The sequence below is a fragment of the Micromonospora sp. KC207 genome, assembly GCF_004348615.1.
In the GTDB taxonomy this organism is placed as follows: domain Bacteria; phylum Actinomycetota; class Actinomycetes; order Mycobacteriales; family Micromonosporaceae; genus Micromonospora.
Map to the genome: position 1 here is coordinate 1 of NZ_SMKJ01000307.1, position 7905 is coordinate 7905.

The window sequence follows — 7905 nt, forward strand, 5'->3', positions numbered from 1 at the left end:
CCAGGGCGATCAACGACTACGTCACCGCGTGGAACACCGACGCGAAACCGTTCGTCTGGACCGCGACCCCCGGCGAGATCCTGGCCAAGGTCCGCTGGGTCCACACCGAGGTCCGCAAACTCCTCACCAACAACGACAAGTAAACGATCTCAATTACGCGACACTAGGGGGAAGGGGAATCAACACGTGTGCTCGCCGGTGGCGGGATCCGGGCATGCCGCTGACGCGCACGAGGCGCGCTGAGCAGTCCGGAGCTGGTGGGCGACTGGACGGCCCGGTACGAACGGGGTGTGTCAGGCGTGGACGTCCGAGAACGTCTCGCAGATGGCGTGGACGTTGTCGCGGAAGTGCTCCAGCGGCATCCCCTTTCCTGACGAGTAGAAAAGCGGCTGCTCGTAGACCGACTCAAAGTTGGCTCGGTAACGCTCGCGCGCCTCCTGCGGGGTGCCGAAGACCGCGAGGACGTCGAGCATCCGCTCGGACACCGCCGCGGCCATGCCGCGGAAGTCTCGGCGCTCGAACGCCTCGCGCACCGCGGCAATCTCGGCCGCGAAGCCGTGGAACTGCAGGAACGGATCCGCGGACTTACGCGTCAGGAAGATCGCGGCCTGCATGGCGGCGGTTGCCCTGGCCTGGGCCGAGTCGTCGCCGATAGCCGTGATGATCATGCCAGTGACCGGGATGCGTCCGGTCCGCCCGGCCAACTCGGCCCCTTCGGACAACGCAGGATGCACGAAGTCGCGCACGAACGCCGCGCTCCAGAACGGCTGCCCGACCAGACCGTCTGCCACGGCACCGGCCGCCCGGATGATCGGCGCCCGCCCGCCGGCCAGCAGGATCGGCAGCGTCCCGGTGCTCAGTGCCGGCAGCAGCGGGTCGAGGGCCAGGTGGCAGCGGAAGAACTTCCCGTCGTAGGCGACCGGGCGCTCGTGCACGTTCCAGACCTGCCGAATGATCTCGATGATCTCCACCAGCCGGGCGACCGGCTTCGGCGCCGACAGCCCGTGCCAGTCCCCGATGACCTGCGGATTGCCGGTGCCCAGGCCCATCGACATCCGGCCCGGGGCGAGATCGTCCAGCGAACGGAAGTCGGTGGCCAGCGTGATGGGGGTGCGGGCGAAAGCCCAGGCGATCGATGAACCGAGCTGGATGCGGGAGGTGACCGCGGCCAGCGCGGCCAGCGTGACCACGGCCGACCGGTCGTAGAACTCGCTCGACCACACCGAATGGAAGCCGTTGCGCTCGGCCAGTTGCCCGGCCTCCACGACCAGCGGGACCGTGCCGCCCTGGATCGCCAAGCCGGGGGCCGTGACAGCGCTCATCTGAACCTCCATACCGGTGATGGCCCCGGGTTGGGGCCGTGCAGCGGCGAGCCGTGGCCGACACCTGCCTCGCCTGCGGATATGCCCGCGGCTAAATGCCAGGCGAGCGTAACCAACCGGTATGGTCGAAAGTTCTTTCAGATTGCGGTGGTCGCCCCTGCGGTAAGGCCTGACCTGTCGTCGCATTCAACCGGGACGGCAGGCCGAAGGCCTCGAACAGCGTCGGATCCTGGAACACGATGTTACGGCTGATCCCGTCGGCAGTTACCGTCAGCACCTGCAGGGTGTGCTCGTGAAAGGCGCCATCGTCGCCGCGCGTATACGCGGCCAGGGCAGGTTGCCCGTTCGCGGCGGTCCGCAGCACCCGCCAATCGGTGCCGCGCATGGCGAACACCCGGGCGATGAACGCGCCGTAGTCGGCCTGGCCGACGTACCAGTTCAGGAAGGGCGGCATCTCCAGCACGGCCCGGTCGGTCAGCAGCCGGGTCAGGCCGGGGATATCGGCGTTCTCGAAGGCCTTGACGTACTCGTCGACTATCGCCTTGTGCTCGGCGTCGGAGGGCTCGTCGACCTGATCCTCACCGACGCCGACCTGGTCCATCCGGGCACGGGCCCGCTGCAACCCGCTGTTGACCGCGGCCGGTGTCGTGCCCAGCACGTCGGCGACCTCGGCGGCGGGCACGTCGAGCACCTCCCGCAGGATGAGGATGGCGCGCTGGCGCGGCGGCAGGAACTGCATGGCCGCGATGAACGCCAGCCGCATGCTGCCCCTGGCGGCCATGATCACGGCCGGGTCGTTACGGTCGGCCCCGAGCAGCGTGTCCGGGAACGGCTCGAGCCAGCTGATCTCCTGCCCGCGCATCAGCGGCTGCTTCGGGTCGTCACTGGGACCGCCCAGCCCGGACGGCAGCGGCCGGCGGCCGCGACTCTGCAACGCGGTCAGGCAGACGTTCGTCGCGATCTTGTGGAGCCAGGTGCGCATCGAGGCGCGATCGGCGTCGAAGCGCTCGAACGCCCGCCAGGCACGCAGGAACGTCTCCTGGACCAGGTCCTCCGCGTCGTGGATCGAGCCGAGCATCTGGTAGCAGTGCGCCAGCAACTCGCGCCGGTACGGGTCGGTCTGCCGCTCGAAGTCCTCGTTGATCGACATGACCACGCCTCTCTCGATCCACTCCGGGCCGGCACCGCACTGCGCGTTCCGCGATAGCGAGCGGCCACGCCTCCAGCACATGGATACCGGCACAAGGGTACAAAGTCACCGAACGGGTGGCCTCAGGCGGGCGTGTCGGCCCGCAGCCGGGTCCGGGCCAAGGTATCGAACAGGGCCGACGAAATCGGGCCGGCGCCGGTCGGACCAAATGAGTGGCCCGATGAGCGCAGGTATATGCCTGCGAGCCCGTCATCAGGCAGGGATCCAGGCTCGCCCCAGGCGGACGAACCACACTGAACGGAGATCATCATGACCGGACTAGGGCTGGCGGCACCGGCGGCCACGCAGCAGGCAGAGCAGGGTGGCCGGCGCTGGCTGATGCTGACCGTGCTGCTGCTGGGTCAGTTCATGGCGCTGGTCAACGTCCTCATCGTCAACGTCGCGATGCCGGCCATCGGCGTCGATCTGGACGCCTCGGGCGCCGCCCTGCAGCTGGTCGTCGGCGGTTACACCGTCGCGTACGCGATGCTGCTGATCACCGGCGCCCAACATGCCCTGCAACCCGTCAGGCGACCCATGCCCCGCCCGCTCCGCAAGCGTCCACCCGTTACGCCGCTCCAACGGCGCCAGCAACCCCCGCACAAACGCCCACGCCCGCCGCCGCGGCCCCACCCGATCAAACCGATGCGCGAACCGGAAGAACAACTCCTCCAACCCGACATCCCACGTCCCCACCACCTGCGCATTTACCACAACCAACCAACCAACGACCCGCACCCGAAGCCACGACCCGCCGTTGCAGTACTAAACGGTGAGGTCGCGCGCCCCACCCGCGGAGATCCATCCACGCAGAAAGTACATGATCAATCGACGATGCTCGAGTCCAATGGCGCGGCGGTCGGGGCCACGTTCAGGAGGCGATCCCTCTGGCATGAACCCGCCGGTACCTGGACCGGCTCGCCACCAGATCTGCGCCCGACATGCGGGCCATGAGCACCTTCGAAGAAGCCATCGACATCGCCGAACGTGATACTCGTACCGGGTAGCACGAGATGATCTGCTCAGCGATGCCACCTGCCGCGAACCTATCTGCTCGCGGGCCGCTGCAAACGTGTGCGAGGTGGTCCGATGACCAAAGGATTCGACTGCATGGCAGTCGCGTCGGGACCAAACCTGTACAGCGCTCGCCGCCCGGCCAGCGGCGGATCCTCTCCCCGAGGCTGTTCATGTGAAATCGCTTCGGCAGCCGGCTCGGCATAGCCGAGCCGGTTCACCGATTGAACACTCGCATCGGCTCACTTTCCCGCCGGACGGACGAAAGGTTGGCACATGACGATCGAGCGGCGTTCCCTGACTCTGTTCGAGTCCTTGTTCTATATGCGGCAGGTCGGTCCGGTGGTGGCTAGCCTCACCTTGGAAGGCCAGGTGGACGCGGCGGCACTGGACCGGGCCGTGCGTCTGCTGCAGCGCGACTACCCGTTGCTGCGCTGCTCCTTCCGCCGGACCGACGACGATGTGGCGCTGGTGCTGGCCGACGAGGTGCCGGGGTTGACCGTCGTGCCAGCGGGCTGGAATCTCCTTACCAACGAGTTGAACGTTCCCCTGGACCAGGACCGCCGGCTCAGCCGGATCTCGCTGTCCCAGGCCGCGGGCTCGGCGGTACTCACTCTCGCCAACGACCACGCCGGCAGCGACGCCCGCCTGAACACGCTGTTACTGCACCGGTTGCTCGAGTACTACACGGACCTGTTGCGCGGCATCGAACCCCCGCCGACCGGGCGGTCCGCGTTCGAGGGCTCGCTGGAGGAGGCGCTGCTCGCGGCGTATGAACCAGGCCCGGTACAGCCCCCGCCGGACACCGATCCGCCGATGACCCTGGCTGGTGCCGCCACCGCGCCGGGCCCGCTGGGGGTGCGCAGCCTCAGCTACGAGCAGGACACGACCGCGGCGCTGATCGCCGCATCCCGCCGGGGCGGAGTCTCCCTGACCAACCTGCTGACCGGGGCGATGGCCTGCGCGGTGCGGGCCCAGTTCCCCGACGCCGGGCCGCTGCCGGTCTCGGCGGCCGTCGTCGTGGACCTGCGCCCGCGCGTCAATCCCCCGATCGCGCCGGACGCGCTATTCTGCTGTGCGGCGCGGCTGGTGTGTGCCACCCACGTCGACGCCGCCGACAAGCCCGTCGAGGTGGGCCGGCGCATCGGCACGCAGCTGAAGGCGGCCCTGGAGCAGGAAGAGATCCAGCACCGGCTGGTGGCCCAGCGGGGCGTCGGCAAGCCGACGCCGCTCCCGCCGATCTCCTTCATGGTGTCCAACATCGGCATCGTCGAGGACTACCCCGTACCCGACGGGCTGCGGATCATCGACAGCCGTTTTGCCACGACGTCACGCGGACCGGTTCCGACGCTCTTCGGGTCGACGGCGAACGGCAGGCTCACCCTCGACCTGGTCTACGACACCGCTTTCCACCGTGCCGATGTGATCGACGAGGTCGTCAAGCACTTCGAGGCGTCACTGCTCGGCAGCGAGCACTGACGACGTACGGCGCCCCACGGGTGACCGTACCCACGTCTCTCCTGGGGGCGAGCACGCGGCCCCCGCTCCGAGGTCTGGAGCGGGGGCCGTCTTCGCGGCGCTTAGGCGCAGCTCAGTGCGCGCGCCAGCTTCGGGCTGTTGTGGTACGCGGCGATGTGCCACGTGCCGCCCTTCTTCTCGAGGACCCAGGTCGCGTAGAGCTTGCGCGGCTCCGGAACCTCGCTCTCACCGGCGAACAGGATGCCCGATTCACTCACGACGATCGCGCCGTCGTTGCCGAGAAAGCGAATGCTGAGCTGTTTGTTGTAGGTCGAGCTGCCCTTGAGCGGTCCTTCGAAGCTCTTGGCCGTGGTCTCGTGATCACGGCACGGCTGTCCCGGAGCAAGCCGGGCAGGATCGCGGTCGCGTCCTCGTTGGAGCAGGAGATGAAGGCCGCGACGTCGTTGGCCTCCCACGCCTTGTACGCCTCGGCCAGTACCGCGTTGACCGCGGCCTTGTCTTCCGTACGGCTGTCCGACATAGGAGTCTCTCTTGTGATGTACCCGCCCGGCGTGTCCGGCGAGTTCGTCTGTACATACCTGCCGCGAGGCCGGAACTCATCGCACTCACAGTCATGAGATGTCCAGGCGTGCTCGGCTGAGCGCCACGCGCCCGTTTTTGTCGCCGCCTTCCGGCCGGTTTTGCGCACCGTGAGAGAAGCCGAAGACCGGGCAGGACCGTACCGTCATGGCACGTGAAGGTCTTTGCGAAGGGAGCTCAATGTGGCGGGCGGTCCAGGCCGGGACGGTGCCCCTGGCGGTGCGGATCGCGGTCGAGGCTGAGCGGCGCGCCGGCGATAGCCTCCCCGGATCTTGCTGGCCGGCGGCCGCGCTCCGATGATCCGCGCCGCGGGCGCGATCGCCGACGGCCTGATGGGTATGCCCCTGTGCAGCCCGGCATTCGTCGAGGAAGTGATCCGCCCCATGCTCGCCGACGCCGCGGACCGGGCCGGAAGGGAGCAGCCCGTCCCCATCACGGGGATGACCATCTGTGCCGTGAGCGAAAACTCTACGCAGGCCAGAGCGCTCGCCGCGACGCAGCTCGCGGTGTTCGCTGCTGGGGCGTCGGCGGCGCCGCTCATCGCCTTTCACGGATTCGAGGCCGAGGTCGCCGGGGATCCGCGAGGCGTTCGCGCGGGGCGACATCCCGGCCGTGGCGGCCGCCGTCTCGGACCGGATGCTCGACACGCTGGCCGTCCACGGAACACCGAAGGAGGCATGGGATTTCACGGAACACCGAAGGAGGCATGGGAACGGTTCGCCGCGACGTTCGAGGGTGTCTATGACGAGCCGCTGCTGTTCACGGCGGGCAAGGGCATGCCCAAGGGCGGGTTCGAGGAGAGCCTGCTGGGCGTGTGTGAGGCGTTTGGGATGTAGCTGGGCAACGTGTACTACATTTCAAGATCTTGTAACTGATGGCGGGGTTGATCGTTGACCTTGCGTGGTTGAGGTTGTGACAGCTGAGGATCTTGTCGATTGGGACGCGGAGCCTCGTTTTCTGACGGATGGTTTGGGGTGCTTGTTCAAACGTCCGGAGCCGAGGGCGACGTTCACGCTGATGGTCCGGGCGATGTTGGCCGATGTGGCGAAGAAGAACTCGTGGGGCTTGGCTGAGTACGCCGGGTTGGCGACGCCGCAACAGTTCGAGCATCTGCTCAACGGGGCGAAGTGGAGCGCCGACGAGCTGCGTGACCAGATCCGCGGGTGTGTCCTTGCTGGACTGTCCGATCCGGGTGGGGCGCTGGTCCTCGACGACACGCAGGCGATCATGAAAGGAACCAAGAGCGTCGGGGTGGCCCCCCAGCATTGTGGCGCGACCGGGCAGACAGAGAACTGTCAGTGCATGGTGATGCTGTCCCACGCGTCGGTGCACGGGCACGCGTTCCTGGACCGAGAGCTTTACCTGCCGGCCTGTTGGGCCGATGACCCGCAACGCTGCCAGGCCGCCGGCACTGGCCGACCCGGCGTTGACGTGGTCGTGGTTGGTCGCCGACTCCGGCTGCGGACGCGACCCCGGGCTCCGAGGGCGATAACAAGTGCGGCAAAGACCAACTCGGCTTGGACGCCTACCAGGTCCGCAACAAGACCCCGGCCGGGAGCGACGGCGGTTCACGCGGCGGCGGGGCGCGGCGGCCGATCCCCGGCGTGACGGCCATCCCGCGGCGGGCGATCCGCCACGCTACGCGGCGGTCCCTCGCCGTCCAGCACGGCGCACCACCTTTTCCGCTGGCGCGATGAGTTCCGACCCTGGCGCCGGTATGTATTTACGAGTTCGCCGGAACACTCCGGGCGAACCGAACCACAAGGGAGAATCCGATGTCAGACAGCCGTCCGGAAGACGAGGCCGCCATCCAGGCCGTTATGGCCGACTCCTACAAGGCCTGGTCGGCGGGTGACGCCGACGGCATGGTCGCCAACTACACCGAGGATGCGACCGCCATCATGCCCGGCGCGCTCCGCGCCAGCCGTGACGTGATCCGCGAGAGCATGGCCCTGGCCTTCGCGGGACCGCTCAAGGACACCTCGACCTACAACAAGCAGCTCAGCATCCGCTTCCTCGGCAGGGACGCGGCGATCGTCGTCAGCGAGTCCGGCATCCTCTTCGGCAGCCAGACCGAGGTTCCGGACGCGGCCAAGGTGAACAACACCTGGGTGCTCGAGAAGCGGGACGGCCAGTGGCTGATCGCCGCTTACCACAACAGCCCCACGCAGGCGCCGCAGTAAACCCCTGCCGGTGGAAGGCAGTTACCGCGTGTAGTGGTGCAGGATCCTGACATCGCCGGCCGATGTTCCCGCCCTGCCGTCGGCCGCGTGGAGCCCCTGGGAAGTCGAGCTCTCGTTGAGCCCGTCCTCTGCCAGGGGC

At 67.9% G+C, this 7905-nt stretch carries 7 protein-coding genes and 1 pseudogene; 4 read left to right on the forward strand and 4 right to left on the reverse strand.

Annotation, left to right across the window (positions count from 1 at the left end; all coding sequences use genetic code 11):
* Positions 1-293: 293 nt before the first annotated feature.
* The 3 genes and pseudogenes from E1258_RS27385 to E1258_RS35215 all read right to left on the reverse strand — a co-directional run.
* Positions 294-1508, reverse strand: a complete 1215-nt coding sequence (locus tag E1258_RS27385; protein ID WP_132406202.1) for an LLM class flavin-dependent oxidoreductase — start codon at positions 1506-1508, stop codon at positions 294-296.
* Positions 1414-2472, reverse strand: a complete 1059-nt coding sequence (locus E1258_RS27390) for a sigma-70 family RNA polymerase sigma factor (protein WP_132406204.1) — start codon at positions 2470-2472, stop codon at positions 1414-1416. The genes E1258_RS27385 and E1258_RS27390 overlap by 95 nt, the downstream gene beginning before the upstream one ends.
* A 546-nt stretch (positions 2473-3018) precedes the next feature.
* Positions 3019-3210: pseudogene (locus E1258_RS35215) on the reverse strand (IS701 family transposase); the annotation flags it as partial.
* 591 nt (positions 3211-3801) lie between these two features.
* Here E1258_RS35215 and E1258_RS27400 point away from each other — a divergent pair.
* A complete protein-coding gene (locus E1258_RS27400; protein WP_132406206.1) occupies positions 3802-5004 on the forward strand; it encodes a chromosome condensation protein in 1203 nt (400 codons plus the stop codon).
* A gap of 101 nt (positions 5005-5105) precedes the next feature.
* Here E1258_RS27400 and E1258_RS27405 read toward each other — a convergent pair whose 3' ends face one another.
* Entirely contained in the window at positions 5106-5459 is a 354-nt protein-coding gene (locus tag E1258_RS27405; RefSeq protein WP_207919744.1) for an SgcJ/EcaC family oxidoreductase, read from the reverse strand.
* Positions 5460-5855: 396 nt separating this feature from the next.
* Here E1258_RS27405 and E1258_RS27410 point away from each other — a divergent pair, with 396 nt between their 5' ends.
* From E1258_RS27410 to E1258_RS27420, 3 genes are all read left to right on the forward strand, one after another.
* Entirely contained in the window at positions 5856-6419 is a 564-nt protein-coding gene (locus E1258_RS27410; protein ID WP_132406208.1) for an LLM class flavin-dependent oxidoreductase, read from the forward strand.
* A gap of 76 nt (positions 6420-6495) precedes the next feature.
* Positions 6496-7191, forward strand: a complete 696-nt coding sequence (locus tag E1258_RS36030; RefSeq protein ID WP_371688693.1) for a transposase — start codon at positions 6496-6498, stop codon at positions 7189-7191.
* 167 nt (positions 7192-7358) lie between these two features.
* Positions 7359-7766, forward strand: coding sequence for an SgcJ/EcaC family oxidoreductase (locus E1258_RS27420; protein WP_132406212.1), 408 nt, complete (start codon positions 7359-7361; stop codon positions 7764-7766).
* The last annotated feature ends 139 nt before the right edge of the window (positions 7767-7905 follow it).

Bases quoted from the DNA above. Each gene is read 5' to 3' on its own strand.
- E1258_RS27385 (WP_132406202.1), bottom strand. From the start codon at position 1,508: ATGCGACGACAGGTCAGGCCTTACCGCAGGGGCGACCACCGCAATCTG.
- E1258_RS27390 (WP_132406204.1), bottom strand. From the start codon at position 2,472: ATGTCGATCAACGAGGACTTCGAGCGGCAGACCGACCCGTACCGGCGC.
- E1258_RS27400 (WP_132406206.1), top strand. From the start codon at position 3,802: ATGACGATCGAGCGGCGTTCCCTGACTCTGTTCGAGTCCTTGTTCTAT.
- E1258_RS27420 (WP_132406212.1), top strand. From the start codon at position 7,359: ATGTCAGACAGCCGTCCGGAAGACGAGGCCGCCATCCAGGCCGTTATG.